Origin of the sequence: Thermoanaerobacterium thermosaccharolyticum DSM 571 (genome assembly GCF_000145615.1) — a bacterium.
GTDB classification, from domain to species: Bacteria; Bacillota; Thermoanaerobacteria; order Thermoanaerobacterales; family Thermoanaerobacteraceae; genus Thermoanaerobacterium; species Thermoanaerobacterium thermosaccharolyticum.
In genome coordinates this window covers 2,747,603-2,773,666 of sequence record NC_014410.1, presented here as the reverse complement: position 1 = coordinate 2,773,666, position 26,064 = coordinate 2,747,603, and the positions used below count along the sequence as shown (strand labels likewise).

Sequence of the window (26,064 nt, the reverse complement as noted above, 5' to 3'; positions counted from 1 at the left end):
TATGCAAGAACTGATGATGATATTTAATAAAAACATGAGTTTATTTATTTTATTTGCCATTGTTCTTGGGTTGTTTGATTTCATAGTAGTTATTATAATTAATTCTAAATACACAAAATTAAAGAACCAGTATAAGAAGCTTATAAAAGAATTGGAAACGGGAGATGTAATTGAGCTTTTAACAAAGAACATAAGTAGAAATGAAGAGTTTAACGAAAAGCTTGAAAAGTTTAGGAAAGAGTTAAGCATGATAGATAGTGAAATGAAAGCTTCTATAAAGAAAGTTGGTATTGTAAGGTATAATGCATTTAATGATGTGGGATCTGACTTGAGCTTTTCAATAGCTCTTTTAGACAGTGAAGACAATGGAATAGTCTTGTCAGGAATATACGGCAGAAATGAAACGGCTACATTTGCAAAGCCAATTGTAAGAGCACAGTCAAATTATCCTTTATCGGCAGAGGAAATTCAGGCAATAGATAAAGCGAGGAAGGGTCAGAGGTGAGGATAATTTGATTGCCTTTATTGTCAACCCTACTGCTGGAAATGGTAAAGCGTACAAAATGATTCCAAAGATAGAGAAACTTATGAAGGAAAGAAATGTAGATTACAAGGTGTTTATTACTAAATATCCTGGTCATGGCACTAAACTTGCAGAGGAGGCATCAAAAAGTAACTTTGATATTATCGTTGCTGTCGGTGGCGACGGAACAGTGCACGAAGTGATAAATGGCATTAACAATACAGATGTTGCACTGGGAATAATCCCATTAGGAACTGGCAATGATTTTGCTAGGTATTTTCGTATACCCAAAAATGTAGACAAAGCACTGGAAATTTTGTTAAAAGGTAAAATCAAATTAATTGACAGCGCTGTCGTAAATAAATATATTACATGCAATAATATAGCTAATATTGGCTTAGACGCGGATGTGGCAGCCGAGATAACTAAATCCAAAAAGTTTGTAGGTGGCATTTTTGCGTATACATTAGGCCTTATAAATGTACTTATAAAATACAAGCCCTACAGCATAAAAATCGATATTGATGGTAAGAAAATAAAAAGAAAGATAATGTTGGCGGCGTTTGGAAATTGTAGTTTTTACGGTGGAGGATTTAAAATTTTGCCAGATGCAAACCCCGATGACGGGTACATTGATGTGATAATCGTAAATGAGATCAATAAGTTGAAATTATTATTTTTATTGCCTATGGCCATTTTTGGGAAGCATACAGTTTTGAAATGTGTTGAAATGTACAAAGCAGAGAAAATACAGATAAGCACTGAAAAAGAAGTAGCAATGTGCGTTGATGGGGAAGTTCTGCTTTCTAACAACATAGTATTGCATGTAAAGAGAAATTCTGTAAAAATATGTACAGATTAAATAAAAAAGTATATTGTCAAAAAACTTCAGCCATACTATATATGTCTGAAGTTTTTTTGATTTTTCATTTCACACAATAAGAACCGACGTGGAGGCGTGTAGATGGATGAAATAAACAGAGGAAAGCTTTTAATCATAGGTGGTGCAGAAGATAAAAAAGATAAATGCATAATCTTAAAAGAAGTGATAAAACTATCTGGTGGTGAAAATAGCAGAATAGTCATAATGACTACTGCAACAGAAAAGCCAGAAGAGGTAGGTAAAAATTATGTAGAAATCTTTAAGAGGTTAGGAGCGGTAACTGTTGAAACTGTAAATATAGATTCGAGAGATGATGTAAAAAACGAAATTGTTAAAGAAAGGCTAAGAAACAGTACATGTATTTTCTTTACAGGTGGAGATCAGCTGAGGATTACCAGTATACTTGGAGGAAGTGGTATTGACAAACTTTTAAATGAATTAAATAAACGGAAAGGCATTTTGGTAGTTGGAACAAGTGCAGGAGCATCTGTTATGTCTAGAACGATGATAATAGGTGGCAATGATGAGGAGTCCCCAAGGAAATGTACAATAAACATGGCTCCAGGACTGGGACTTTTAAATAACGTGATAATAGACCAGCATTTTGCACAAAGAGGCAGAATTGGAAGGCTGCTTACTGCGATAGCTGAAAACCCAGAGAATCTTGGAGTAGGAATAGATGAAGATACCGCTATAGTAGTTGATGGAAATAAGTTTAGAGTTATTGGCTCAAATGCAGTAACTGTAGTCGACGGTAGGACATTGAAAAATACCAATGTGTCAGAGTCTAGCCCTGATGAGATATTATCATTAACACATGTGACACTGCATATACTCCCATCAGGGTATGGTTTTGATATTATGCTAAGAGAGCCTTTTAAATATAACAAGGAGGATAAATAATGATTATAAAGGATATAAGGGTATATCGTGGTAGAAACATATACTGCCATAGACCTGTTGTAAAGATGATTGTGGATACAGGTGATTATGATATACCAACAAAAGATATACCGGGATTTAATGAAAGGCTTATAAAAACCATTCCTAGTTTAAACAAACATTGTTGCTCGTATGGTTATGAAGGTGGATTTTTAAAGAGACTTGATGAAGGTACATATCTTCCACATGTTACAGAGCACATAATATTAGAAATTCAAAATATACTGGGGTATGATGTGAAGTATGGAAAAGCTAGATTGATTGAAGGACACCTTTACAACGTAATATTTGAATATGAATTAGAGGAATGTGCAATAAGATCAGCTAAATTAGCAGTTAAGATGGTAAATAAATTTATAAGTGGAGAGGATTTCGACTTTGAGCAGGAATTAGAGCAGATAAGGAAGGTTGTTGTAGAGGTTGAGCTGGGACCCAGTACTATGGCTTTAAAGAAGGCTGCAGAAGAAGCGTCAATTCCTGTAACAAGGGTTGGAAATGGCAGCATATTGAGACTAGGCTATGGACGCTATCAAAAGATGATAGAAGGTACTATAACCCAAAATACTAGCTGCATTGCCGTAGATATAGCCTGTGATAAGATTCTGACCAAAAACATAATTAAAGAGTATGGGCTACCAGTACCTGAAGGGGATGTCGCTTATAATGAAAATGATGCAATAGCCATAGCTGAGGAAATTGGCTACCCAGTTGTAGTGAAGCCATTTAACGGCAATCAAGGGAAAGGCGTTTTTTTAAATCTATTAAATAAAGAGGAGTTAATCGTCGCATATAGAAACGCAAAAAACATAAGTGATTTAGTTATAGTTGAAAGACATATTAAGGGGAAAAATTACAGAGTTCTTGTGGTTGGTGATAGAGTTGTTGCGGTATCGGAAAGAATACCTGCTAGAGTCTTAAGTGATGGAATACATACAATTAGGGAGCTAGTAGAGATTGAAAACAGGAACCCTCTAAGAGGTGTTGGACATGAGAAACCTCTTACAAAAATAAATATAGACAATATTTCACAATTTGTGTTAAAAAAGCAAGGATACCAAATTGATGATATTCCTCCAAAAGGTGTGTATGTATATTTTCGCGAAAGCGCAAACTTAAGTACTGGAGGTACAGCAATTGATAGGACGAAAGAAATACATCCTGATAATATAGAAATAGCGGTGAGAGCTGCAAAGGCCATTGGCTTGGATATTGCAGGAATTGACATTACAATGGAAAATATCTCTATGCCTTTAAACAGGAGCAATGGCGCTATAATTGAAGTTAATGCGGCTCCAGGCATAAGGATGCATCACTACCCGTCTAAGGGCAAATCACGAGATGTCGCAAAAGCGATTGTAAATATGCTTTATCCAAAAGGGAGCAAAGCCACAATACCAATTATATCGGTTACTGGTACCAATGGGAAAACTACGACAGTGAGAATGATATCTCAAATATTGAAGATGTATGGTTATACGGTTGGAATGACGTCTACAGATGGGATTTATGTTGATGATGTATGCATATATAAAGGGGATAATTCAGGACCTAAAAGTGCCAGGACATGCCTTGCGGATAAAAATATTGATGCAGCTGTGTTGGAAACAGCAAGAGGTGGCATTGTAAGGGAAGGTTTAGGATACGATTTGGCTGATGTAGGCATAATTACAAATATTTCAGAAGACCACCTTGGCATAGATGGTATTGAAACATTAGAAGATCTTGCATTTGTAAAATCTTTAGTGGTAGAAGCAGTAAAAAAAGATGGGTACTCAGTCTTAAATGCTGATGATCCTATGACACCGTATATTTCCAAAAGAGCAAAAGGAAAAATCATATACTTTTCGATGCATGAGAATAACATTACTATAAAGAGGCATCTAGAAGAAGGTGGTATTTCTGTATACGTAAAAAATGATACGATAGTAATTGCAAATGGTGAAATAGTACCAGTTGCAAAAATTGATGAGATTCCCGCTACGCTAAACGGCAAAGTCTTGTATAATGTAGAAAATGCCATGGCAGCAATTGCTGCATCGTACGGCATCAAGATTCCAGTAAATGTGATTTCAAAAGGAATCAAATCATTCTATTGCGATGAAAATCACAATCCAGGTAGATTTAATATTTTCAATGTAGGAAGTTTCCGAGTCCTTGTGGATTATGGCCATAATATAGACAGTATAAGAAAGGTAATAGAATCGGCTCGAAAGCTGAATCCTAATCGTTTGCTTGGAGTAATAGGCGTTCCGGGTGACAGAAGCGATTCAAGCACATTGAAGATAGGTGAAATCTGCGGAGAAGGATTTGATAAGGTTTATATAAAGGAGGACTTAGATTTAAGAGGACGAAAGCCAGGTGAAATAGCAAAACTTTTGGAGATAGGCGTACTAAAGGGTGGACTCAGCAAAGAAGATGTAAATGTGATTTTAAAAGAAGTAGATGCATTAAAGACTGCTATGTACGAAGCACAACCGGGAGATTTGATTGTGATATTCTATGAAAAATATGCGCCTGTAGTAGATGTCATAAACAATTTTATAAAAATAAGTCAGTTTGATATAGATGAAAGCAAAGAAAGGGCTTAAATTATGCCCTTTCTTTGCGATTTTCCAATTCTATTATAGATTTCGTTATGCCATATGTTATTATATCTGCCATCTTCATTACAACATTGAGTCTTGTGTTCTGTAGTACCATAAATTCCATAAATCCAGAAATATTTACTATACCTGTCACATACATATTTCCTATAGGAGTCAAATCTTTTGAAACACCAGCACCAGGTTTTATAGCACCTTCACCTATAGATATACAGCCTACATGATTTAATGAACCCAGACATGCATCCACAGCTATAATAAAAGGATTTTTATGTACTTTTTTAATATTGTATAAAGTCTCATTTAGATTTTTCGCATGGACAGGTTCGCTTAATGTTCCATATATACCGATTCTGTCAGAAAAGAAATTTTTTAGTTTATATCCAACAATTGGTCCAAGACTGTCACCAGTGGACCTGTCTGTACCAATACAGACAACGACAAAGTCATCTTTAAAGTTAAACAATTTATTAAAACATCTTGAAAATTCTAAACTAAAATCACTGTAACATGTTTTATCATTTATGTTGATTAATTTCATTATGCCATCTCCTTAAAGCATATTTCTATAATTATTTTTCACAAGTTTCATTCTATTAATACACTGTAAATAAGTATTGGTTGAAAACAGGCACATAAATGTGTATTATAATATTAGGTGTTTTAAGGTGGTTTTTATGAATATTGTTGATATTATAATAGTTTTGGTAATTGCATATTTTATGTACTCTGGCTTTATAAAAGGTTTTATTATGACACTTTACGGATTAGCAAATATTGTAATATCATGGATTTTGACTGTGAAGTTTTATCCAATTGTATCACAGTATATAATGAGAAATGTAAAATTGTTGGATTTTGCAATGAAATTGGCAGGCTCTTTAAAAAATGTAATCTTTAATGTTACATCTATAAAGTCGTTTGTAGATTTAATTAGTATAGTTTTGACATTTTTGTTCTTTACATTATTTTTAAAAATCTTTGCAGTGATACTCAACAAATTATCGAATTATCCGTTTATAAGGATCTTTAACAAGATAGGCGGTGGGCTTTTAGGCATGGTAGAAGGATTTGTGTTTGTTTTTTTCATATTCAGCTTGTTTAAAGCCATAAACAATATGTTACCCCTAAGTTACTGGACGTATATAGACAAATCTCAGTTTGCAAAGCTATTTTTGAACAACAATGATGTCCTTAAAATGTTTTTGCTGTAATTTAAAGTGAAAGGATGTTTAATTTGGAATATCTGCTTAATTTGTATAATCAAATACTGAAACTTTACGATATAAAGATATTAGGAACGACTTTTGATATTTTAAAAGTCGTTATAATAGCGTATATTGCCAAGAAATTAGGATACCTTTTGATAGATAGATTCTATGTAATGCAGGAAAGGTCCAAGATTCAATTTTCAGAAAGGAAGGTAAAAACACTTTCTTCTCTTACAAAAAATATTTTAAGGTATGTCATATACTTTGTTGCAATTTACTCTATACTGGAGATATTAGGATTAAAAATGGGTTCAATACTGGCTGTAGCCGGTATAGGCAGCCTCGCAGTTGGATTTGGAGCACAAAGCCTTGTGAAAGATGTCATAACAGGCTTTTTTATAATATTCGAAGATCAATTTGGAGTGGGTGACTATATTACTATAAACAATTTTTCAGGGACTGTGGAGGAAATCGGACTTAGAGTTACAAAAATTAGGGACTTTTCAGGTGATCTTAACATCATTCCAAATGGCGAAATTACGTCTGTAACAAACCATTCTAAAGGTGCTATGAGAGCTCTCGTAACTATTGGTATATCTTATGAAGAGGATGTAGACAAAGCTTTAAAGATATTAAATGAAATATGCAATGCGGTAAAAAAAGATAGAGATGATATATTGGAAGGACCTTCAGTACTTGGCATAACTAACTTTAAAGATTCTACAGTTGAAATTACAATAGTAGCTATGACGAAACCAATGCAACAGTGGTCTGTAGAGAGGGATTTAAGATATAGGATAAAACAGTCATTTAACAACTACAATATAGATTTACCATATCCACACATGAATGTTGTATTAAAAGATAATAATAAGAAAGGTGATAATGATGCCAAAAGAGATCAATGTAGGTGATATTGTCAAAATGAAGAAAGTTCATCCATGTGGTGGAGATGAATGGGAAGTACTTAGAGTAGGTATGGACATAAGAATAAAATGTTTAAAGTGTGGTCGAATGGTGTTGATGCCAAGGCCTAAATTTGAAAAGGGAATGAAAAAAGTAATAAAAACTGTTGAAAAACCAAATGAACAATGATAAAATAACAATATGGATTGCCGCCTTGCCCAATAGGGCCGTAAAGTCCGTAAGGAGGTGAAAGAATGAGATCGTATGAAACAATATTTATAATTTCTCCAGATGTTAATGATGAAGCAAGACCTGCTTTAATTGAGAAGTTCAAAAATCTCATAACAGAAAAAGGTGGAGAAATTACAAATGTCGATGAGTGGGGCAGAAGAAAGCTTGCTTATGAAATCGATAAGAAAAGTGAAGGGTATTATGTTTTGATGAACTTTAACAGTGATGTAGATGTCCCACACGAACTTGAGAGAGTTTACAAAATTACAGACGGTATACTGAGATATCTTATTGTTAAAGTTGATAAATAATTCATTGATAGGTGGGTTAAATAATGTTAAATAAAGTTGTATTGATAGGCCGTTTAACAAAAGATCCTGTCCTAAAGTATGCGTCATCAAATATGACTCCTGTAACTACGTTCACACTTGCTGTTAACAGGAACTATACTCAGCAAAATGGTGACAGGTTGGCGGATTTTATACCCATCGTTACATGGCGAAAGCTTGCAGAGATTTGTGGGAATAATCTTAAAAAGGGAAGATTAGTTGCTGTCGCCGGAAGTATCCAGACTCGTTCATGGGATGACAACAGCGGCAATCGCCACTGGGTTACAGAAGTTGTTGCAGATGAAGTTAAGTTTTTGGACTCAAATAAAAGCAGTGGCAATGATCCTATGATTGATATAGGCAAAGATATTCATAGTTTTGATATCGATGTGGATGGCGGCGATTTTGATGGATTTAGTCCGGTGGAGTCAGAAGATGATCTTCCATTCTAAGGAGGGTTGAGTATGTCAAACAACAATAACAATGTTAAAGAAAATTCCGCTCAAAAGAGGAAAAACAGAAAAGCTAAAAAGCGTGTTTGTGCTTTTTGTGCCGATAAGATAGATTATATAGATTATAAAGAAGTTGGTAAGTTGCGGAAATATATAACAGAAAGAGGCAAGATATTGCCTAGAAGGATAACTGGAAACTGTGCTATACATCAAAGACAGCTTACAGTAGCCATAAAAAGAGCAAGACAGATTGCACTACTACCATATACAGCCGAATAATGATATAATAGAGAGGGCGCAGCCCTCTCTTGTTTTTCATGTGTATAAGGTGGGATATTATGGATAATAATTTTGATATAACAAAAAATATCAAAAGCTTAGAGAGTTTAAAGGTAGAGCTTTTAGATAGAACGGCATCTATATTCAAAAATTTTAATAATGACGATATATCGCTAGAGCTGATTGATAATATATGCCATGTGATAATTACTGGCTATTTATTGGGAAATAAATTGGGGTATGATTTTAGAGAAATTGACGAAGAAATATTAAAGCGCATAAGATCTATTTCTGCAGAAATAAAAGAAGAAGATTCTGAAAATTATAGAGATCTTATTGCCTATCTTAAAAAGAGGTAAGATTTATACATGGAGGCGCAGAGATGGATAGCAAAAACATTGCAAATGCAGCAATTATGATTGCCATGGCGGTTATAATTGTTTTAGTTGGTGCATACGTACCACCGCTTTTTTTCATACTTTTTTTTGTACCAGTGCCTATAAGCATTGTATTTATTAGAAGCGATTTATTATATGGGATTTTATCCACTATTTTAGTTTTTATAGCTACATTTTTATTTACAGATATTATTACTGCTTCAATAGTAGCAGTAATAAGCGCGATCGGAATTATAATGGGTTATCTCATAAGAAAAGGAAATGCACCGCGAGATGTTGTAATAGAGACTGGCGCGATATCTTTAGTTGGATTTGTTGGGCTATTGTATATTCTTAAAATATTTGGTATAAATGTAATAAACAGTATTTTAAATGATTATACGCAAATTGGGAATGAAGTATTAACACTTTATAAAAACACTCCCAATGAAGCTGCGATTAGAAGCATGATAAATTACATGATAGATACTATTAAAATTTTGCTGCCTTCGATTTTTGTCATAATGATTGCTATAGTTGTGGTGGCAAACTATATGCTGTTGTCCAGGATAATGACGAAAGATCAGAAAGTGAAAAGATTGCCTCCATTTATGTTTTGGAGGATGCCATACATGACGGGTTGGATATTTATTGGTGCTCTTTTATACCAGTATTTTGTAAATTCTAGTATAGTGGCGTCTAATCTTTTGCTTCTTCTGTCTATTGGATTTACTATAAGCGGCCTTTCTTACGTAAAATATTTCATGACAAAGAGATTTAATTTTAGTTCTGCCATCAGTAATTTCATCTTGTTAGCATTATTTCTATTTCCTGTGACTTTTTCATTAATGACACTATTAGGCGTAATCGATACAAGCATGAATTTGAGAAAATTTACTTAGAAGTTTGATTAGCTTTGTATCCAAGTTTTAAGGGGATGTGGATATGTTTGATAAAAAATTTTACAAATTGATATCCTCTGTAAGCCTACTTAATGTAATTTTGTCAGCGGTTCTGACGATGGCAGTTTTATATTACAATATTTATATAGGTTTTGCATCCATGATATTGCTGATATACATTTTGTACGTAGAATACAAAGGAGAAAAAAAGAAGCGGACAGAATTTGATAAGTACATTGAAAGACTTTTTTTTAGTGTTGATAAGGCATCTGGCAATGTATTATCACTTTTGCCTATACCAGTCGCTTTAATGAGCGATGAAGGAAACATAGTATGGTATAATTCATGTTTTGCTCAAAATTTTGAAGATAAGAAAGACATAAATAATATTATTTTAAAATATGCAAAATCAAAAAAAGATGATAAGTATCATTTTAAAATAGGCAATAAATACTATTACATGATGAGCATATTGTCTCAACCTAAAAGGAAAAAGTCTAAAGACAATCATACTTATTATAATATTTTCATTTTTGACGAAACTGATTACATGGAAATATCAAAGAAACTTAGCAATTCTCAACCGGTTTTAGGCTACATACTTGTAGATAATTATGAAGAAGCACTTCAGTCTGCAGATGATTTAAATAGGCCTGTTATTGCGGCAGAGATTGAAAGAAGGCTTAATATTTGGGCACAGTCTATGAATGCATATATAATAAAATATGCTAATGATAGGTACATCTTTGTTACACAAGAGAGAGATCTTAATAATCTAGAAGAAAATCGATTTGAAATACTTGACTTTATAAGAGATATAAATGTGGGCAACAAAATTCCTATCACATTGAGCATAGGTGTTGGCGCTGATTCATCTGAGTTCAGCAAATTGAATGAGTATGCAACATCTGCAATTGATTTAGCTTTAGGAAGAGGCGGAGACCAAGCCGTCGTAAAAAAAGGTGAAAAAATATTGATTTACGGTGGTAAAACACAAGCTGTGGAGAAAAGGACAAAAGTCAAAGCTAGAGTTGTATCACATGCAATAAGGGAGCTTATTGAGGAGTCTTCTAATGTTTTGGTGATGGGACATAATTTTATGGATTTTGACTCTTTAGGTGCAGCAATTGGTATGTACAGGTGTGCTGTATCACTTGGAAAAGAAGCTAAGATAATTTTAGATAAATCAAATCCAGCAATAGAAACCCTCTTAGAAAAGATAGAAAGAGACGAGGAATATGCAAATCCATTTATAGATGTAAGCAATGTAAAAAGTGTCGTTAATCAGAAAACATTGCTTATAGTAGTAGATGCTCATAGACCAAGTTATTTAACGTATCCTGAATTGGTGAATCTTGTAGAGAGGATAATAGTTATAGATCACCATAGAAGGGGAAAGGAGTTTATAGACAAGGCATTGCTTGTTTACCTTGAGCCGTACGCATCTTCTACGTGTGAGCTTGTGACGGAGATATCCCAGTATATTAAAGATAAAGTAGACATAAAACCGATAGAGGCGGAAGCTTTACTTGCTGGAATAACGGTTGATACAAAAAATTTTACATTTAGGACAGGTGTAAGGACGTTTGAAGCGGCATCCTATTTGAGGAGGAAAGGAGCCGATACCATATCTGTAAAGATGCTATTTCAAAATGATTTAAAATCGTATATAATAAAATCTACGATAGTTAAAAATGCGGAAATAACAAAAGAAGGGATAGCAATTGCTGTAAGCCCTGAAGAGACTGACAATGTGATTGCTGCTCAAGCTGCAGACGAGCTTTTAAACATAAAAGGTGTTCAGGCATCGTTTGTTGTATTCAAGCGGTCAGACGACGTGGCTATCAGCGGAAGGTCTATAGGAGATATAAATGTTCAGGTAATACTTGAAAAACTTGGAGGCGGTGGACATTTAACTGTTGCAGGTGCCCAGGTTAAAAAACCGCTTCAAAATGTAATAGATGATTTGAAGAAAGCTATTGATGAATACTTTAAGGAAGGTGAATCGTAATGAAGGTAATATTGCAGAAAGATGTTAAAGGCATAGGTAAAGCTGGCGATATAGTAAATGTCAGCGATGGATACGGTAGGAATTATCTAATACCACGTGGATTGGCCATTGACGCGACGGAGTCCAATATAAACATATTAAATGAGAAGAAAAAAGCATTAGAAAAGAAAAGACAGAAAGAAGTTGAAGCCGCTCAGGAGATAGCCAAAAAGCTCTCACAGGAGACAATTAAGCTTAAAGTAAAGACAGGAGAAAATGGCAAATTGTTTGGTTCTATAACGTCTAAAGACATCCAAGATGAGCTAAATAAAAGAGGATACGATATAGACAAAAAGAAAATAAATCTTGCGGATGCAATAAAAACAACAGGTACATTTAATGTAGATGTAAAATTGTACCCCGGCATACAGGCAAAAATAAAAGTAGAGGTTGTAGGCGAATAAAATTTTTTGTGGGTCTTGGAGATAAAAATTCACAGGGTTTTGGTTGCTTTAAGGGGGTAAAGAAATGGAGTGGAATAAAATCCCTCCTCAAAATTTAGAAGCAGAGCAAGCTGTTTTAGGTGCAATGCTTTTATCAAGGGATGCAATAATCGATGCATCTGAGATAGTTAAAGCAGATGATTTTTACAAAGAATCGAATAAAAAACTTTTTACAATCATTATGGATATGTTTGAAAAAAACATACCGGTTGATTTAGTTACTGTCGTTGATGAGTTGAGAAGGCAAAACCTTTTGGAGGCTGTTGGGGGACTTGACTATATAACAAATTTATCATCCAGCATTATTACTACTGCAAATGTATCGTATTATGCAAAGATGATACAGGAAAAGGCTACATTAAGGCGCCTTATCCAAGCTTCATCTGAAATAATGGAAATGGGCTATAGTGGCGGTGATATACATGATGTGTTGGATGCGGCAGAGCAAAAGATATTTGATATAGCACAGGGAAGGAACACTGAAAATTTTTATCCTATAAAAGATGTCTTGATGGATACCTTTTACAATATAGAGAATCTCTATAAAAATAAAGGGCATCTGACCGGTGTGCCGTCAGGCTTTCCAGATTTGGACTTGAAGACATCTGGTTTTCAACCATCAGACTTCATACTTTTGGCAGCGAGGCCTTCAATGGGTAAAACATCATTTGCTTTAAACATTGCAGAAAATGCGGCGCTGGCTCTTAAAGAGCCTGTTGCAATATTTAGTCTTGAAATGTCAAAAGAGCAGCTTGTAAATAGACTTATATGCTCTACAGCTAATATCGATAGCCAGAAATTAAGGACCGGCAATTTAGATGATGATGATTGGCCAAGACTCGCTGCTGCAATGGCACCTCTTTCGACAGCACCAATATACATTGATGATACACCTGGCATATCTGTGATGGACATAAGGGCAAAGTGTAGAAGACTAAAGCTGGAGAAGGGTTTATCATTGGTGCTTATAGATTACTTGCAGCTTATGCAAGGAAGAGGAAATTCGGAAAGCCGTCAGCAAGAAGTTTCAGAGATATCAAGGTCATTAAAAGGGCTTGCAAGGGAATTACAGGTTCCCATCATAACATTATCGCAGCTATCCCGTGCACCTGAGGCAAGATCAGACCATAGGCCAATTTTGAGCGATTTAAGAGAATCAGGTGCAATAGAGCAGGATGCTGACATAGTGATGTTTCTCTACAGAGATGATTATTACAACAAAGACTCCGAAAAGAAAAATATAGCAGAGTTAATCATTGCAAAACACAGAAATGGGCCAACAGGTACGATTGAGCTATTGTGGATGGGACAATATACGAAATTTGTAAGTATTGACAAATACAGGACGGAATAGGTAAGAGGTATTTTTATGTGTGAATATGATTATCTTAGGAAGATACCCTATTTCAATACTCTTAGCGAAAATTCATTAAAAGAATTGAATAAAATTGCCTATAAAAAAGAGTACAAAAAAGGTAGCATTATTTTTTTTGAGGGTGATGAAGGAGATGCTATCTACTTTGTAAAAACAGGTAAAGTTAAGATTTCAAAAACGTCACAACAAGGCAAAGAGCACATTATTAAAATCATGGAAGATGGAGATATATTTGCTGAATCGCTTCTATTTATAGGTGGGAAATACCCAGCTACAGCGGAAGCGATAGAAGACTCAATAGTGATCGTTTTAAAAAACAAAGATATTGAAAATCTCATATTAAAGAATAACGAAATAGCCCTTGGTATAATAAAACTTATGGCAAAAAGACTACAAAACGTGGCAGTTATAATTGAAAACCTGGCATTGAAGGATTCTTTAGGTAGGACTGTTTCTATACTTTTGACATTTGCAAGAGAAAAAGGTGTGAAAAATAAAGAAGGAATTGCTATAGAATTAAACTTAAGCAGACAAGACCTTGCCAACATGGTAGGGACGTCTCGAGAAAATATGACAAGAATTTTAAGTCAGTTAGACAAAGAAGGAGTTATAAAACTGGATAGGCATGCTATAATAATAAAAGATGTAAATGCGTTAAAAAATTTGTCATAAATTTGTTGTATACATAAAGATTGTATGTTATAATCCCATCTTTGACAGTTGAAGAAAAGAAAAAGCTTGAGAACCGTTGAAAATAAAGGGGCCCAAGCTTTTGTATTATTATTAAAAAGTGAGTAATGTATTTATAATTTTGTGCTTTTTAAAATTTTTTTCATCTTGCTTTTACTTACAATTTGATAATCTGTGCGGAAGCCAAATGCTTCGTGTAAATCATCTGTAAAGTCTGTTCTTGTATAAATAGGTATATAACCATCACCTTTTACTTTTAAGAAATTCATATCTCTTAATCCATTAATGATTTCATGACATGTATATTTTCCGTTCAATTTCTTTTCAAGGAGTCTATATATAACTAAGGAAATGAAACAAGTTGTAAAATGAGCTATTATTCTGTCATCACGGCTTAAATATACTGGCCTGGCTTTAAACTCGCTTTTCATAATCCGAAAACATTCTTCAATTTCCCATCGCCTTCTATTTACATTGATAATTGAAGAAACATCGTCTTCAAGATTTGTACACACTGCATAAAAACCATCAAATTGCGCTTCTTTTGCAATGAGTTCGGCGTTGATACAGTATATTTGATGTTCAGCAATTTCTCCATTATCTGTGCAGCGCTTTTTTTCTATAAATCTTTTATAATCATTGGGATTGCATTTTTCTATTTTCCCGGGGTTTGAATCAATTACTTTTTGTGCTCGCTCTATCTGATAATTTCGTATATTTCTCTGATAATCTCGATATTTAATTGAGTATGTAACGATAAGTTTCTGTTCTAATCCGTTTTCTTTTATCCAGCGTTCTTTATAGAACACCTTATCCTTATATTTGTCCTCATCTAGTTTAGCAATGTTATATGTTTTTCTGCCACCAACTAAAGACCAACCATTTGGGTCAAGAGCCCATTCCTTAAGGTGTGTTTTCAGCTTTTTAATAGATTGTGTTGTAATAAACGCCCGATCGCCTTTAATGTTGAATTTCCTGTTATTGTCTGATGATAGCCCTGCATCAGTACATACAATAAATTTAGAAAGATTAAAGTCAGAAAGGATTTTTTCTTCCAAAGGTTTTAAAGTCAACTGCTCATTGGTATTACCTTTGTTAATAGCAAAAGCAAGTGGAACACCATCTCCGTCCATAAAAAGCCCCATTTGTACGATAGGATTTGGTCTATGCTCTTTTGAAACACCATATTGTTTTAATCCATCTTCTTGCTCTATTTCAAAGAAATAATTTGTACAATCATAATACAGTACACCTGTATTTCTTTTGGAAATTTTAAGACTGTTTTTGTACAGGTAAGACTGTATTAAATCAGCTTCCTTGGCAATTACTTCAAGAGCCCTGTATATATGTTGAAGTTCAAAATTAGGCTGTTCAATAAATTTAGTAGAAAGTTGAAAGGTTGCAAGTTTTGAAGATGGATAGATAATTCTTGCATAAATAAGCCTTGAAAGCACTGAATCTAAGTCAAAAGTAAATTTATATTTCAAAGAAATTTTCTTGCAAAGTTTATTGAGTTTAAGTTCATGATATATTTTTTGAAGGAAAAGGTAACCACCATTAAAAGAATTTTGCTCGTCTTTTGTAATAATCTTTGATTGGGAGTATTTCACAATAATATCGCGGTTTTCTTCTTTTTCTTTTTTGTTAAGTTCTTCTATATATTTTTTTGCCCATTCAATAGGATCCTGTCCACCAAGTTTTTCTTTAAGTTCAGCATAAGTACCAAGCTTTTCAACAACTTTTGTAGAACGTCTTCCATTTTCGTATATAGATTTTGTTACGTACAGGGATGCAGCATTTTTTGACCGTGATATACATAATCTCATAATGAAATTCCTCCCATCTCTTTTATTATTAGCTTTTTGTAAAACCCTAAAATTATTGATTTTAAAGGGTTTTACTTTATATATCAGCAGGATTTTCCTCCACTTTTGCCGAATTATATATTATACCAAATATTCTAAATCCAACCAAAGTGAAAGGAGATCCTGCATGATAAAGCAACTTAATTTTTCTGATTTTATTGATGATTTTCATAAATTTATTGTTGTTCAAAAACCTCAGTTGCTTGAGCTTCTTGACCAGTATATTAATATTTCTGACTTAATCCCTGTAAATTGGTATTTTCACTATAATAAAGCTACTGGTCGCCCTCATGATAATTCTCTCGATTCAATTGTTTCAACCTTATTGCTGCAAAAGTTACTTTCTATACCAACTATTGATTTACTTATTACTTTTTTGTCATTTTCAAAAGAACTCCGTGATTTTTGTGGGCTTAATACTGTTCCTGATGCTTCTTTTTACTCAAGGTTCAAACAGGATTACTGTGATGACATTGAAGCCTTCTTTCATAAGTTAGTCGATATTACTGAACCTATTTGTCAGGAAATTGGCCAAGCCCTTGAAAAAGAATTAGGCATCAATCCTGCTGAAGTTTATATTATGGATACTACTGGTATTGAATGCTATGTTAAGGAAAACAACCCCAAATTCTTTAATGCTCTTGTTAAAAAGCTTCAATACTTTAACAAGGACAAGTCAAAAGAAGACATCTATAAAATGGCCTATAATCAAATGCCTAAAACTGCTTCTGTTGACCCTAATATTAAATTGCAATATATCAATGGTACTTTCTGTTATGCCCACAAAACTATAGTTGTGTCTAATGCCCTCGGCATTTTAAGACATATGGACTTTTGCGATTACCAGCCGGATTTTAATGATTATACTGATAGCTCTGAGCCCGCATCCCCTGAAGAAGTTAAACTTACATGGGATGGAAAACTGCTTATACCTGCTATGGAGAATTTTTTTGAGCGTCATCGTAACTTTAATATTTATGCTATGACTGCTGATTCTGGCTTCGATGATGTCCCAAACTATAAATATCTCTTTGAGAATCATGGCATTCTGCCTGTCATTGCTCTTAATCCTAGAAATACCAGAAAAAATTTCGGCAAGCCAGGAATTAATGAAGATGGTATTCCTACATGCCCAAAGGACCCATCTCTTCCAATGAAATGGGATGGCTCTTGTAAAGGTAAAAACCGTTCCTTTAGGAACAAGTTTATTTGCCCTAAAACTGAAAAGTTACCTGGTGGCAAATATGTTTGTTCCTGCGAGGATAAATGTACAACTTCCGATTGTGGCAGAATGTTTTATACATATCCCAAAGATAATTATAGAGTTCATACCCCTATTCCTAGAGATACAGAGCAATGGAATCAAATAGCTGATTTTCGACATATCATTGAGCAGGTTATCTCTAGGCTCAAACTTCCCCTGCAGCTTGGTAATCTCCAGGCTAGAGACCGCAAAACCATCAAGGCAGATTTCTTCATGGCTGGTGCTGCGCATCTTATTACTGTTTTACTAGCATACCGTATGGGAGCTATAGATAAAATTCGTTCTGTTAAGTCTATAGCTGCTTAATTCAACAGCCAGCTAAACTTAAGCATCTACCTCATTTGCATAAATCATTGGGGTCTATTTGTCATGCCTGTTTTTTTCTGTTTTCAATGTTCATCAATAAAATTCAGACCTTTCTTGATTAAATGTACTCTCTGGTATACTGTATCTTTCCTATATCTTCCTCTATTGATTGCTATCTGTAAATTTTTATCTCATAGTTTCACAATTACCTACTTTTATTATAGTACATTACGCAAAATTACGCAATATTTCCATGGCTAAATTTGACTATTTTTTAATAAAAAAAGCCTTGTTTTCAAGGCTTTTACTGATTCCAATGTTTATTAAACTGTCAAAGACCCGAAAAAATTTGTCATAAATTTGTTGTATACATAAAGATTGTATGTTATAATTTATGTGTAATTAAATAAAGTTCGTTAAGTGAGGCTCCTATGCGGATACATGCTGATGCCCGGAAACATCGAGAGATGCCAATGGGTCAACAGATTCTACCGTAACAAGGTTTAATCTAATTCAGCTGGTGAAACCTATGCCGTATAGTGCTAAAACCCAACGAGTGAGTTGAGAAGAGAGCCTTTTACTTTATTGTAAAAGGCTTAAATATTTTTAAAGGCAGGTGGTAATGATGGACTCTGGCCCTTATAATAAGCGAATAAAATTTAAAAATTCAAAAAAGAATATGAGGGAGGAGTCTATCTTACCTTAAACTCCTCCCGGTGAAAAGGAGGTAATGAGATGCCTATTTTAAGCCTTTATTTAAGCAGAATATTGGGAAATAAGATATTTTTAAAAAATGGTGAAATCTTAGGAAAGTTAAAAGACATTGGCGTTTCAACGGCTATTCAGCATCCAGTAGCTATATCCATGATAGTAAAAACGAGATTGGGCACTAAGACATACAAATGGGAAAACATGAAGATAACAAAAAAGTTTGGGCAGTATGAACTTGTATGCAATAATCCAGTAGAAATAGATGGCGCAGATAATGTCTTGTACTTGTCCAAAAATGTACTTGACAAGCAGATTATAGACGTCAACGGAAGAAAAGTTGTAAGGGTAAATGATATAAGGCTTGCACTTTTGGATAAGGGCTTGTTTGCGATTGCTGTTGATATAGGAATTGAAGGAATTTTAAGAAGGCTTGGACTTGCAAAGCCATTAAAAAGGATATTAAAGAGATTTGGCAAAACTATATCCAGTAAATTTATACTTTGGGAGGATATAGAAACAATTTCTCGCTCAAATGAAAATATAATGTTATCAAAGACTTACCATAAATTGGCAACACTTCACCCTTCAGACCTTGCGGACATAATCGAAGATCTTGATTTAAAAACCGGCATAGATATATTTTCAAGCCTCGAGCATGGAAGAGCAGCAGATGTGCTGGAAGAGATGGAGACGGATACTCAGAGAAGTATATTAAACGAGCTGCCTGCAGCTAAAGCCGCAGACATTCTCGAAGAAATGCCTGCAGATGAAGTTGCAGATATACTAGACGACTTGAATGAAGAAAAAGTTGAAGAACTGTTAAATGAGATGGAGAATAATGCATCACTGGAAATCAGAGAATTGATGGAGTATCCCGAGTATGTTGTTGGCAGTTTGATGACGACTGATTTTATTTCGTTTGAAAATACGCTGACAGTTGAAGAAGCCATAAACGAGCTGAGGCTTTTAAAGCCTGATGAAGACATTATATATTATCTCTATATAGTCGATAAAACAAATAAACTTTTAGGAGCTGTAACACTAAGAGACTTAGTCATTTCAGAGCCAAACACTCTGTTAAATGATATTATGAATAAAGATATAATTTATACCCGAGACACGGACTCAATTAAGTCGCTTATAAAAACTGTGACTAAGTACAACTTGGTGGCAATACCTGTCGTTGATGATGATATGAAGCTTTTAGGAACAGTACTTATAAACGATATTATATATGAACTGATGAAGAGCGGAAAGACGTACGCAAGGAGGTAGTGTGGAGTGACAAAGAGAAAGACATTTCTTACAAATTTATTGATATTTCTGTCTATTTTAGGCCCAGGCATTATAACTGGAAGTGTAGATAATGATGCAGGTGGAATAACGACGTATTCTGTGGCAGGTGCCACTTATGGATATAAATTGCTTTGGACATTGATACCGTCATTTATTGTCTTGATAGTGATTCAAGAGATGAATGCTAGAATGGGTGTTGTAACAGGAAAAGGATTGGCAGATCTCATAAGAGAAAATTTTGGTGTTAGAGTTACATTTTTTATTTTTCTTGGACTCCTCATTGCGGATATTGGCAACACTGCAACAGAGTTTGCCGGCGTTGCAGGCAGTATGGAGATTTTTGGCATTAGCAAGTATATAATGGTACCTTTAGCGGCTATTGCAGTTTGGCTTCTAATTGTCAAGGGGAATTATACGGTAGCAGAAAAGGTGTTTTTGGTTTTTAGCGTATTTTTGCTGTCTTATATAATTTCAGCCCTTTTGGCACATCCGGATTGGAAGACAATTGGATTATCTATATTAAAACCTACGATGTCGTTTAAAGCAGATTATTTAAGCATGGTAATAGGTATCATCGGTACTACAATAGCCCCTTGGATGCAATTTTACATGCAGTCATCTGTTATAGAAAAAGGTATAAAAATAGATGATTATAAATACACAATTTGGGATGTAATAATTGGTTGCATTGCGACAGTAGCTGTTGCATTTTTCATAATAGTAGCTTGCGCATCCACACTTCATGTTAACGGAATAAAGATAAACGAGGCAAAGGATGCTGCAATGGCTTTAAAACCACTGGCAGGAGAACTGGCATCGGAGGTATTTGCATTTGGACTTTTTATTGCGTCGATTTTTTCTGCTGCAATACTTCCAGTTGCGACTGCTTTTTACATCTGTGAAGCATTTGGATTTGAAGCAGGTATTGACAAAAGAATGGATGAAGCGCCAGAATTTTATACGCTCTTTACGGCTATAATTGTCATAGCTGTTGCCATAATATTGATTCCACATGCACCACTTATTACCATAACAATATGGACACAGGTATTGAACGGAATTTTATTACCGGTAGTTTTAATATCTATGATGCTACTTGTAAATAATAAAGAAATAATGGGTAAATACGTAAACAGTCCTGTAAAAAATGTTATTGGTTGGGGAACTACAATAGTATTGATTTCACTAACCGCAATTCTTATGGTGTTTTCATTTGTATAAAATTAAAGTATGTTTAAAGGCGGTATACCCGTCTTTTATTTTTTATGTCAAAATGTTTTAAAATATGTATATCTACAGTATACAAGTGTTGTTTTTACAGTTTGCAAATGTTAAATTATAGATGAGGTGGTACTATGTCTGAGCTCATATACATTATTGATGATGATAAAAATATTAGAGATTTAATGGTTAAATACGTTGAAAAAGAAGGGTATAATGTAAAAGCATTTGACAATGCTGAAGATGTCTTAGAAAATTTTAATAAGGACAAACCTGATATGCTTATCTTAGACATAATGATGCCTGGAATGGATGGTTACGAACTTTGCAAGGAGATAAGGAAGATAAGCGATGTACCAATAATAATTGTTTCTGCAAGAGATGAGGATTTGGATAAAATACTAGGTTTAGAATTAGGATCTGATGATTACATTGCAAAGCCTTTTTCGCCTAGAGAGCTTATAGCAAGGATGAAATCTGTATTTAGAAGGGTGAAAATGCCCAAAAGAAGCAACGAGATAAGGATAAAAGATATAGTTATAGTTCCAGATGAAAGGAAAGTGCTTTACAATGGAGAAGAAATGAGTTTTACTTCGATGGAGTTTGAGCTAATACAATTTTTAGCTAAAAATGCAAATAAGGCATTTACAAGAGAACAGCTTTTGGAGAAAGTTTGGAAATATGATTCGTTTACTGAGACCAGGGCAGTTGACGACATGGTAAAAAGGGTAAGGAAAAAGTTGCAAAGTTATGGTTGTGAGTTTAATATTTCTACCATTTGGGGATATGGTTATAAGGTGGAATCGTGATGTCTATAAGATTTAAGTTGATAATTTCTTATATATTGCTTATATTTATTTCATTCTCTATAATCGGTGTATTTTTTAATTTAATGATAAGGGACTTTTTAATAAATGAAGCGAGGCAAAATCTCATAAGGCAAGGCTCTGTCATACAGAGGCTTTACAATGGAAGGATAAGTACGCCTGAAGCGCTGCAATCCATAAGGTACATGCCGCAGTTTAGGGTTGGAGGCAAAATCCTTGACGGTGATTTGCTGGTAGTAGACCTTAATGGTGATATTGTGTACTCATCAAAGCAAAATCCGTTTGGTGGAGGCAATAGGATAGAGTACGCAATACTAGATAAGATAACAAAGGAAGGTTCTTACAATAGCATAAAGATAGGCAACATAGATGTAGTAGCTGCTGTATTTCCCATAATAAGCAATATAAGCGGAAAAGTAATAGGTTCTATAGTTATGTATACACTTGTAAAGGGTATAAAGATTGCTTCTCTTCAAATAGTAGGAGTCCTTTTAAAAGGATTTTTAGTCTCTGGCATAATATCACTCATAATAGGTTATTTGCTTTCAAAATCTATCTCCGCGCCAATTGCAAAACTAACAGAAGTGGTTGAGAAGATTAAAAATAAGAAGTTTGGCGAAAAGGTAGAAATAAAATCTGATGGAGAAATAAAGCTTTTAGCAGATGCTTTTAACGACATGTCTGTGGAACTTAGGAATTACTATACATCTCAAAGGCGATTTTTGCAAAATGCTTCCCATGAACTAAAGACACCCCTTATGTTAATACAAGGCTATGCAGAAGGTATAAAGGATGGCGTTATTGAAAGCGATGATATACCAAAGTCTCTAGACATAATAATAGATGAAAGCATAAGGCTTAGAGACATCGTAAATGACTTGATGTATCTGACGAAACTTGAGACACATCAAGAGGGTCTTAAAATGCACAAAGAATATCTCAAAGACATTTTTGACGAATGTATAGAGAAAATAATGCCTCAATTAAATAAGAAAAAAATTAAAATAAACTACAATGGTAATGATGCAGTCGTAAAATGCGATAGAAGGAAATTGATTCAGGCTTTTATGAATATATTAAGCAATGGTGTAAGGTATGCTAAAACGGCAATAGATGTAGAAACACATAATCACAAAGACCATGTAGAAATAAAGATTAAAAATGATGGGAGAAAATTTACAGACGAAGAATTAAACAATATGTTTGAAAGGTTTTTTAAAGGCGATGAGGGGGAAACAGGCATTGGCCTTGCTATTACTAAGGCAATTGTAGAATGGCACGGAGGAACCATTGAAGCATTTAACACAGATGGAGGTGTTTGTTTTTTAATAAAGCTTAGGATTGCATAAGCCATAAAAAATTATTTTTTGTGGTACAATATAAAAGTTCTAAAGTTTATAAATTTAATGACGATAAAGATAAGTGAGGTGTTAATTTGAAAGCTACAGTTTTTGCTTTATTTACAGGTTTATTAGTTGGACTTATATTTTCATTTTTGAAGCTGCCGCTGCCTGCACCAAATGTTCTCCCGGGAATAGCAGGAATCGTAGGTATTTACTTGGGCGGCCAGTTGTTTATGTATATAATGAAGCTTTTAGGTATGTAGTTATATACATAGATATTTAGTTAAACAGGGGAAACATCAATAAAATGCTAGGGGGTATATGGATGAAAAGCGTATTTTGGAGGCTTATTTTATCATTTTTGGTTGTAGCGCTTGTCCCACTCGCTGGAACATATCATTATATAGTAGATGATGCGCATAAGGGTATATTTATTATTGTTGCATTGGCTTCATTTCTATTATCAGTATTATTCTCAATATACATAGCGTTAAGCATAACGAAGCCAATATCGAGGCTTAAAGAAGGGCTTAAAAAGCTTTCCGACGGCAACTTCAATGCTAATGTCAAAAAAGGCCGCAATGATGAACTTGGCTCCCTAATAGAAAGCTACAACGTAATGGTTGACAGAGTAAAAAATATAATAAAAAATGTGAAAGATTTTGCAAAGAACACAGAGTATACGGTAAACAATTTTTCCAGTTCTATAGAGCAGGCCAATATCACATTTAGCCAGATATCAAAAGCGGTTGAAGAGATAGCTCAAGGTTCCTCAGAGCAAGCAAAAGATGCTTCAAATGCGGCGGAGATGGCTCAGAAAATGGGGCAGAATATTGACGAATCCGCAAACTACTTCAAAGCTGTAGAAGAATCAACAAATAACGCTAATAGGATAAGCCAAAACGGCATAGAGACAATAAAATCCCTTAAAGACAAGACAGCCGAGACCAAAAATTCAATTGACAGCGTTGTGACGGAAATCAATGAATTGCAGTCAAATTCAAGGCAGATAGAAAAGATTATAGAAGTTATTACAGGAATATCAGATCAGACAAACCTTTTGGCTTTAAATGCTGCGATTGAAGCTGCAAGAGCAGGTGAAGCAGGAAAAGGGTTTGCAGTTGTTGCAGAAGAAGTAAGGAACCTTGCAGAACAGTCAAGGGAGGCTGCGTCAGAGATTGCAAAGATAATCAGCAATATTAAGCAGAAGACGGATGCAACTGTGGAAAGAGCCAATACAGTGAAGCAAATAGCTGACGAGCAGTCCAATCAGGTTGAGACGACGTCACAGGCATTTAATGAAATAAAATCGTCTATAGATACGATAATTAATAGCACGCGGGTATTGAATGATGCGGTCGTTGGACTTACAGAGTACAAAAATGAGATCATATCTTCCATTGAGAATATATCGGCAGTTTCAGAAGAGACTGCAGCTTCAACGGAAGAGGTATCTGCGTCAACTGAAGAACAGGCAAAGTTCATTCAAGATGTTAAAGACAATCTAGAAAATTTATTGGGCTCTGTTAGAGAGCTTGACAAAGAACTATCAAAAATTACCGTTTCTTAATACGGGAAAAAGAGATTACAAACATCAATCCGGCAGCTATTGCTAAAGCAATGCCGATGGTTTGCAGGCCTAAATCAAAGGCCTGTTTATTATTGCCTTGAATAATCGCAAGAACCGTCTTGTAGGAATATGCTCCCGGTACTAGCGGGATAATGCCGGGTATGACGAATATAGTTGTAGGGTATTTCTTTTTCTGAGCGAAGATTTCCCCCATTATTCCGATGAATAGCGATGCTATAAAGGAAGCTGCAACAATAGATGGATATATTTTCATGGCCAAAAGGTATCCGGCCCATCCGATTGCGCCAGATAGTCCCGATACTACTATGGCATTAAACGGTACATTAAAGAGAAATGCAAAACCGGCTGTTGCAAGAAACCCGTATAAAATCTGCAGTATCATAGATTACCTCCTATTACAAGCCATATATTCAGAATAAATCCGACGCCGGCGGCAATGCTTATGGCGGATATTACCGCTTCAACACCTCTTGAGACAGCTGATACTAGATCACCCCATATGGCATCTCTTACGGCATTTGTTATGGCGACACCGGGAAGAAGTGTTACGATGGATCCTATTATGATGCCATTTAATGTACCGACAGAGAAATGCGAAAAGATTATTCCAAGTAGTGCTGCAAATGCTCCGCCGATGATGTTGATTATAAATGTAGAAAGACGCAATTTTTCAAAATATGTTACAAATATTTGCAACAGTGTAGCAGTCACAAATGTAGGCAAGAAGTCTTTAAGCGTACTTCCTAGCAGCATACCCGACGATGCAGCTGCAACACCTGCAAAAAATATTCTCAGCACATAATTGTATTTACCTTTTAACCTTATTTTCCTCAATTCCTTTACGTATTTATCAAGATCCAGTGTATCTAAATTTTCCTTGCTAAATCTTCTTGATAAGTCGTTGACAAGGGCAACTTTGTTTAAATCACTTTCTCTTTGTTTTACTCTTGTTATTGTAGTCTGAATCTTCCCATCATTTTCAATAGATGCAAATATGCCTGTAGGTGTTACGAATGTCTCGACTCTTTCCACTTTGTTTTCCAACATCCTTGTTATGGTGTCTTCACTTCTGTATGTTTCCCCGCCATTTTCCAATATCGTCTGACCGGCTAAAACAACAAACTTTAAAAGATCTTCGTGATTCAATTGGCTACAATCCTTTCACATTTATAAAATTTACAAGATTATTATATATTATTTTTGAGCATAAAAAAACGGCATTAAAGAAATAGGGTTTTAAAAAGGCAATAGTATTATATAAGGTATGATTTTATTGACTTTATCTTATTAACGAAATAAAAGTTGGCATTAAAAAATTAAAAATTGGTCTCAAAAAATCCAGAATACGGGCGAAAAAACGAACTTTATGTAAAAAATATTGATTATTATTCGTAATTTTAGTTGATTAAATTGAGAATATCTGATAATATACTTAAGGGGATGT

27 protein-coding genes and 1 riboswitch are annotated in these 26,064 nt (G+C 34.5%); of the genes, 23 read left to right on the top strand and 4 right to left on the bottom strand.

The features are described from left to right. Position 1 precedes the first annotated feature (1 nt). The 4 genes from TTHE_RS13570 (at position 2) to cphA (ending at position 4,936) form a co-directional block, all read left to right on the top strand. A complete protein-coding gene (locus tag TTHE_RS13570) occupies positions 2-505 on the top strand; it encodes a DUF4446 family protein (protein WP_013299139.1) in 504 nt (167 codons plus the stop codon). Positions 506-512: 7 nt separating this feature from the next. Beyond that, on the top strand, positions 513-1,385 hold the full coding sequence (locus tag TTHE_RS13565) for a diacylglycerol/lipid kinase family protein (RefSeq protein ID WP_013299138.1): 873 nt from the start codon (positions 513-515) through the stop codon (positions 1,383-1,385). Between the two features lie 102 nt (positions 1,386-1,487). Next, the gene (locus TTHE_RS13560) at positions 1,488-2,309 is read left to right on the top strand and encodes a cyanophycinase (protein WP_013299137.1); all 822 of its coding nucleotides are present in this window, start codon (positions 1,488-1,490) and stop codon (positions 2,307-2,309) included. Continuing rightward, a complete protein-coding gene (cphA, locus tag TTHE_RS13555) occupies positions 2,309-4,936 on the top strand; it encodes a cyanophycin synthetase (RefSeq protein ID WP_013299136.1) in 2,628 nt (875 codons plus the stop codon). Before TTHE_RS13560 ends, cphA begins: the two co-directional genes overlap by 1 nt. A gap of 1 nt (position 4,937) precedes the next feature. On the opposite strand, the gene yyaC is transcribed toward cphA, so the two are convergent. Next, positions 4,938-5,492, bottom strand: coding sequence for a spore protease YyaC (gene yyaC, locus TTHE_RS13550; protein ID WP_013299135.1), 555 nt, complete (start codon positions 5,490-5,492; stop codon positions 4,938-4,940). Between the two features lie 136 nt (positions 5,493-5,628). Here yyaC and TTHE_RS13545 point away from each other — a divergent pair, with 136 nt between their 5' ends. The 12 genes from TTHE_RS13545 (at position 5,629) to TTHE_RS13490 (ending at position 14,178) form a co-directional block, all read left to right on the top strand. Further along, on the top strand, positions 5,629-6,165 hold the full coding sequence (locus TTHE_RS13545; protein WP_013299134.1) for a CvpA family protein: 537 nt from the start codon (positions 5,629-5,631) through the stop codon (positions 6,163-6,165). A gap of 23 nt (positions 6,166-6,188) precedes the next feature. Further along, entirely contained in the window at positions 6,189-7,076 is an 888-nt protein-coding gene (gene mscS, locus TTHE_RS13540) for a small-conductance mechanosensitive channel MscS (protein WP_013299133.1), read from the top strand. Further along, entirely contained in the window at positions 7,051-7,257 is a 207-nt protein-coding gene (locus TTHE_RS13535) for a DUF951 domain-containing protein (RefSeq protein WP_041587494.1), read from the top strand. Before mscS ends, TTHE_RS13535 begins: the two co-directional genes overlap by 26 nt. Before the next feature lie 65 nt (positions 7,258-7,322). Further along, positions 7,323-7,610: a 30S ribosomal protein S6 gene (gene rpsF, locus TTHE_RS13530; protein ID WP_013299131.1), complete on the top strand. Its 288-nt coding sequence runs from the start codon at positions 7,323-7,325 to the stop codon at positions 7,608-7,610. A 23-nt stretch (positions 7,611-7,633) separates the two neighbouring features. Then, positions 7,634-8,080, top strand: a complete 447-nt coding sequence (locus TTHE_RS13525) for a single-stranded DNA-binding protein (RefSeq protein ID WP_013299130.1) — start codon at positions 7,634-7,636, stop codon at positions 8,078-8,080. 12 nt (positions 8,081-8,092) lie between these two features. Continuing rightward, positions 8,093-8,359 carry a 30S ribosomal protein S18 gene (rpsR, locus tag TTHE_RS13520; protein WP_013299129.1) on the top strand — a complete coding sequence of 89 codons (267 nt, stop codon included), beginning with the start codon at positions 8,093-8,095 and terminating at the stop codon, positions 8,357-8,359. A 59-nt stretch (positions 8,360-8,418) separates the two neighbouring features. Then, entirely contained in the window at positions 8,419-8,718 is a 300-nt protein-coding gene (locus TTHE_RS13515; protein WP_013299128.1) for a MazG-like family protein, read from the top strand. A gap of 23 nt (positions 8,719-8,741) precedes the next feature. Beyond that, the gene (locus tag TTHE_RS13510) at positions 8,742-9,638 is read left to right on the top strand and encodes a YybS family protein (RefSeq protein ID WP_013299127.1); all 897 of its coding nucleotides are present in this window, start codon (positions 8,742-8,744) and stop codon (positions 9,636-9,638) included. Between the two features lie 43 nt (positions 9,639-9,681). Continuing rightward, entirely contained in the window at positions 9,682-11,649 is a 1,968-nt protein-coding gene (locus TTHE_RS13505) for a DHH family phosphoesterase (RefSeq protein ID WP_013299126.1), read from the top strand. Then, positions 11,649-12,092: a 50S ribosomal protein L9 gene (gene rplI / locus TTHE_RS13500; protein ID WP_013299125.1), complete on the top strand. Its 444-nt coding sequence runs from the start codon at positions 11,649-11,651 to the stop codon at positions 12,090-12,092. Before TTHE_RS13505 ends, rplI begins: the two co-directional genes overlap by 1 nt. Before the next feature lie 64 nt (positions 12,093-12,156). After that, a complete protein-coding gene (gene dnaB / locus TTHE_RS13495; protein ID WP_013299124.1) occupies positions 12,157-13,485 on the top strand; it encodes a replicative DNA helicase in 1,329 nt (442 codons plus the stop codon). A 15-nt stretch (positions 13,486-13,500) separates the two neighbouring features. Next, positions 13,501-14,178, top strand: coding sequence for a Crp/Fnr family transcriptional regulator (locus TTHE_RS13490; RefSeq protein ID WP_013299123.1), 678 nt, complete (start codon positions 13,501-13,503; stop codon positions 14,176-14,178). A gap of 131 nt (positions 14,179-14,309) precedes the next feature. Here the strand turns inward: TTHE_RS13490 and TTHE_RS13485 are convergent, their stop codons facing one another. Continuing rightward, positions 14,310-16,022 (bottom strand): IS1634 family transposase, encoded by a 1,713-nt coding sequence (locus TTHE_RS13485; RefSeq protein ID WP_013299122.1) that lies wholly within the window; start codon positions 16,020-16,022, stop codon positions 14,310-14,312. Between the two features lie 166 nt (positions 16,023-16,188). Between TTHE_RS13485 and TTHE_RS13480 the strand changes: the two genes are divergently transcribed. From TTHE_RS13480 to TTHE_RS13450, 7 genes are all read left to right on the top strand, one after another. Continuing rightward, positions 16,189-17,631, top strand: a complete 1,443-nt coding sequence (locus TTHE_RS13480; protein ID WP_013297672.1) for a transposase — start codon at positions 16,189-16,191, stop codon at positions 17,629-17,631. 405 nt (positions 17,632-18,036) lie between these two features. Next, a riboswitch (M-box (ykoK) riboswitch) is annotated at positions 18,037-18,199 on the top strand. 167 nt (positions 18,200-18,366) lie between these two features. Then, a complete protein-coding gene (locus TTHE_RS13475; protein ID WP_013299121.1) occupies positions 18,367-19,617 on the top strand; it encodes a magnesium transporter in 1,251 nt (416 codons plus the stop codon). A 6-nt stretch (positions 19,618-19,623) separates the two neighbouring features. Then, complete coding sequence (locus TTHE_RS13470) at positions 19,624-20,859, top strand: Nramp family divalent metal transporter (protein ID WP_013299120.1); 1,236 nt, start codon at positions 19,624-19,626, stop codon at positions 20,857-20,859. A gap of 134 nt (positions 20,860-20,993) precedes the next feature. Further along, positions 20,994-21,668 carry a response regulator transcription factor gene (locus TTHE_RS13465; RefSeq protein ID WP_013299119.1) on the top strand — a complete coding sequence of 225 codons (675 nt, stop codon included), beginning with the start codon at positions 20,994-20,996 and terminating at the stop codon, positions 21,666-21,668. Next, positions 21,668-23,035 carry a sensor histidine kinase gene (locus tag TTHE_RS13460; protein WP_013299118.1) on the top strand — a complete coding sequence of 456 codons (1,368 nt, stop codon included), beginning with the start codon at positions 21,668-21,670 and terminating at the stop codon, positions 23,033-23,035. Before TTHE_RS13465 ends, TTHE_RS13460 begins: the two co-directional genes overlap by 1 nt. A gap of 86 nt (positions 23,036-23,121) precedes the next feature. Next, positions 23,122-23,292 carry a XapX domain-containing protein gene (locus tag TTHE_RS13455; RefSeq protein ID WP_013299117.1) on the top strand — a complete coding sequence of 57 codons (171 nt, stop codon included), beginning with the start codon at positions 23,122-23,124 and terminating at the stop codon, positions 23,290-23,292. A 62-nt stretch (positions 23,293-23,354) separates the two neighbouring features. Continuing rightward, entirely contained in the window at positions 23,355-24,599 is a 1,245-nt protein-coding gene (locus TTHE_RS13450) for a methyl-accepting chemotaxis protein (RefSeq protein WP_013299116.1), read from the top strand. Here TTHE_RS13450 and TTHE_RS13445 read toward each other — a convergent pair. Together TTHE_RS13445 and TTHE_RS13440 are read right to left on the bottom strand one after the other, a co-directional pair. Beyond that, complete coding sequence (locus TTHE_RS13445; RefSeq protein ID WP_013299115.1) at positions 24,586-25,002, bottom strand: threonine/serine exporter family protein; 417 nt, start codon at positions 25,000-25,002, stop codon at positions 24,586-24,588. The two genes, TTHE_RS13450 and TTHE_RS13445, sit on opposite strands and share 14 nt — an antisense overlap. Beyond that, positions 24,999-25,766, bottom strand: coding sequence for a threonine/serine exporter family protein (locus TTHE_RS13440; RefSeq protein ID WP_013299114.1), 768 nt, complete (start codon positions 25,764-25,766; stop codon positions 24,999-25,001). The genes TTHE_RS13445 and TTHE_RS13440 overlap by 4 nt, the downstream gene beginning before the upstream one ends. Between the last annotated feature and the right edge of the window lie 298 nt (positions 25,767-26,064).

Excerpts from the sequence above, each read along its gene's own strand:
- TTHE_RS13570 (WP_013299139.1), top strand. The coding sequence starts at position 2 with ATGCAAGAACTGATGATGATATTTAATAAAAACATGAGTTTATTTATT.
- TTHE_RS13560 (WP_013299137.1), top strand. The coding sequence starts at position 1,488 with ATGGATGAAATAAACAGAGGAAAGCTTTTAATCATAGGTGGTGCAGAA.
- cphA (WP_013299136.1), top strand. The coding sequence starts at position 2,309 with ATGATTATAAAGGATATAAGGGTATATCGTGGTAGAAACATATACTGC.
- yyaC (WP_013299135.1), bottom strand. The coding sequence starts at position 5,492 with ATGAAATTAATCAACATAAATGATAAAACATGTTACAGTGATTTTAGT.
- TTHE_RS13545 (WP_013299134.1), top strand. The coding sequence starts at position 5,629 with ATGAATATTGTTGATATTATAATAGTTTTGGTAATTGCATATTTTATG.
- TTHE_RS13535 (WP_041587494.1), top strand. The coding sequence starts at position 7,051 with ATGCCAAAAGAGATCAATGTAGGTGATATTGTCAAAATGAAGAAAGTT.
- rpsF (WP_013299131.1), top strand. The coding sequence starts at position 7,323 with ATGAGATCGTATGAAACAATATTTATAATTTCTCCAGATGTTAATGAT.
- TTHE_RS13525 (WP_013299130.1), top strand. The coding sequence starts at position 7,634 with ATGTTAAATAAAGTTGTATTGATAGGCCGTTTAACAAAAGATCCTGTC.
- rpsR (WP_013299129.1), top strand. The coding sequence starts at position 8,093 with ATGTCAAACAACAATAACAATGTTAAAGAAAATTCCGCTCAAAAGAGG.
- TTHE_RS13515 (WP_013299128.1), top strand. The coding sequence starts at position 8,419 with ATGGATAATAATTTTGATATAACAAAAAATATCAAAAGCTTAGAGAGT.
- TTHE_RS13510 (WP_013299127.1), top strand. The coding sequence starts at position 8,742 with ATGGATAGCAAAAACATTGCAAATGCAGCAATTATGATTGCCATGGCG.
- TTHE_RS13505 (WP_013299126.1), top strand. The coding sequence starts at position 9,682 with ATGTTTGATAAAAAATTTTACAAATTGATATCCTCTGTAAGCCTACTT.
- rplI (WP_013299125.1), top strand. The coding sequence starts at position 11,649 with ATGAAGGTAATATTGCAGAAAGATGTTAAAGGCATAGGTAAAGCTGGC.
- dnaB (WP_013299124.1), top strand. The coding sequence starts at position 12,157 with ATGGAGTGGAATAAAATCCCTCCTCAAAATTTAGAAGCAGAGCAAGCT.
- TTHE_RS13490 (WP_013299123.1), top strand. The coding sequence starts at position 13,501 with ATGTGTGAATATGATTATCTTAGGAAGATACCCTATTTCAATACTCTT.
- TTHE_RS13485 (WP_013299122.1), bottom strand. The coding sequence starts at position 16,022 with ATGAGATTATGTATATCACGGTCAAAAAATGCTGCATCCCTGTACGTA.
- TTHE_RS13480 (WP_013297672.1), top strand. The coding sequence starts at position 16,189 with ATGATAAAGCAACTTAATTTTTCTGATTTTATTGATGATTTTCATAAA.
- TTHE_RS13475 (WP_013299121.1), top strand. The coding sequence starts at position 18,367 with ATGCCTATTTTAAGCCTTTATTTAAGCAGAATATTGGGAAATAAGATA.
- TTHE_RS13465 (WP_013299119.1), top strand. The coding sequence starts at position 20,994 with ATGTCTGAGCTCATATACATTATTGATGATGATAAAAATATTAGAGAT.
- TTHE_RS13460 (WP_013299118.1), top strand. The coding sequence starts at position 21,668 with ATGTCTATAAGATTTAAGTTGATAATTTCTTATATATTGCTTATATTT.
- TTHE_RS13450 (WP_013299116.1), top strand. The coding sequence starts at position 23,355 with ATGAAAAGCGTATTTTGGAGGCTTATTTTATCATTTTTGGTTGTAGCG.
- TTHE_RS13445 (WP_013299115.1), bottom strand. The coding sequence starts at position 25,002 with ATGATACTGCAGATTTTATACGGGTTTCTTGCAACAGCCGGTTTTGCA.